This window comes from Arthrobacter sp. TB 26 (assembly GCF_000427315.1).
GTDB lineage: Bacteria > Actinomycetota > Actinomycetes > Actinomycetales > Micrococcaceae > Arthrobacter.
Window position 1 is genome coordinate 1 of sequence record NZ_AUPJ01000485.1, and the last position, 1,404, is coordinate 1,404.

A 1,404-nucleotide genomic window follows, 5' to 3' on the forward strand; every position below is an offset into this window, starting at 1 on the left:
CTCGGGCAGCGCGACCGCGAGCTGCACGGCCACGGATTCTGCCACGGCCAGGGTGAGCCGTCCGGCGCCGGAGCGCAGCGCGGCCACCCCGGCGAGCAACGCGGCCCCCGGCGTCATCCGGGCCCCGCCGATCACCAGCACCGACCCGCGGTCGTCCTTGCCGGAGCCCCCGCCGGGCAGCGGCCAGTCCCGCAACAGCGTCGGCGTGACGGGCTCAGGGCGGACCGGCTCCCGCCCGGCCCCGGAAGCAGGCTTACCGTGGGTGGACATTGGCATCTCCGGCATGTTCGGTCACGGGGACTCCTTCGCTCGTCAGGTGGTCTGCCATGTTGAAGCTCTCCAGCTGCCAGCGGCCGGCGCCGCCCGGACGGACAAAACGGCTCACGGAGGCGTTGAGAATGGCGGTCGTGGCGGCGATGTCCAGCAGTTCGCCCTCCGTCAGCCCTTCCAGGATGTAGCGGATCAGCATGATGACGGCGTCGTGGCAGACCAGCAGCACCCGCTGGCCGGGGTACAGGCGGTCCAGGTCAGCCAGCAGGGAGCGCAAGCGGAGGACGACGTCGGCCCACGATTCGCCGCCGGGCGGGCGGTAGTAGAACTTGCCCAGCCAGCGCCGCCGCTCGGCCTCCCGGGGGAGCCTGGCCTCCACTCCGGCCGAAGTGAGCATGTCCAGGATGCCGAGCTCACGGTCACGCAGCCGTTCATCCAGCAGGACCTGCGTCGTCCAGCCCCCGGTGTGCACGGCCAGTTCCGCCGTCTGCCGTGCCCGGAGATACGGGGAGGACCAGACGGCGGCACGCCCGTCCTCCGGAAACCCGGCAAGCAGGCCACCCAGCGCCAGCGCCTGCTCGCGCCCGGTTCCGGACAGCTCGACGTCGGCATCACGCGCCGGAACATTGATGACGTGCGCCCCGGACTGGTGTGCCAGAGTGGCGGCGACGTTCCCTTGGCTCTCGCCGTGCCGGACGAGCAGCAGTTCGCTCATACCGGGAGGGCCGGTGATGCGCTGGCGGGTCTGTCCGTTGTCGTTCACTGCTGCCCCCTGGTCCGGACCGGTTCTGTGTGGCTGCCACGTTACTCCCGGCGCGGTGGCCTGTCGCCGCTGCCGCGGGTGACGGCGGCTGTCCGGTGCTGCTGGCAGGATAGGACCATGCGCATTCTGATCGCCCCCGACAAGTTCAAAGGCTCCCTGACCGCCGCCGAAGCCGCTGCCGCCATCGCCGAGGGTGCCTTGCGGGTCTATCCCGACGCCGAGGCCATCCAGTTTCCGGTGGCCGACGGCGGCGAGGGAACCCTGGAGGCGGCCGTCGCCGCCGGGTACGAGGAGCGCCTGAACGCCGTCGTCGGCCCGATCCTGGCACCCGTCGGCGCAGCCTGGGCGATCCGGAAGGACGCCTTCGGCGG

General features: G+C 71.7%; 3 protein-coding genes. 1 reads left to right on the plus strand and 2 read right to left on the minus strand.

Going from position 1 to position 1,404, the window contains the following annotated elements; all coding sequences use genetic code 11:
* Nucleotides 1-270 (minus strand): NAD(P)H-hydrate dehydratase (locus K789_RS0118915; RefSeq protein ID WP_029705332.1); only part of this gene is annotated, 270 nt, incomplete at its 3' end.
* Nucleotides 254-985: a histidine phosphatase family protein gene (locus tag K789_RS0118920; RefSeq protein WP_051181165.1), complete on the minus strand. Its 732-nt coding sequence runs from the start codon at nt 983-985 to the stop codon at nt 254-256. The genes K789_RS0118915 and K789_RS0118920, both read right to left, overlap by 17 nt.
* Nucleotides 986-1,150: 165 nt before the next feature.
* Here K789_RS0118920 and K789_RS0118925 point away from each other — a divergent pair.
* On the plus strand, nt 1,151-1,404 hold a 254-nt coding region (locus K789_RS0118925; RefSeq protein WP_029705336.1), incomplete at its 3' end, for a glycerate kinase.

What these genes read in the sequence shown, in the direction of transcription:
- K789_RS0118920 (WP_051181165.1), bottom strand. Translation starts at nt 985, where the DNA reads ATGAGCGAACTGCTGCTCGTCCGGCACGGCGAGAGCCAAGGGAACGTC.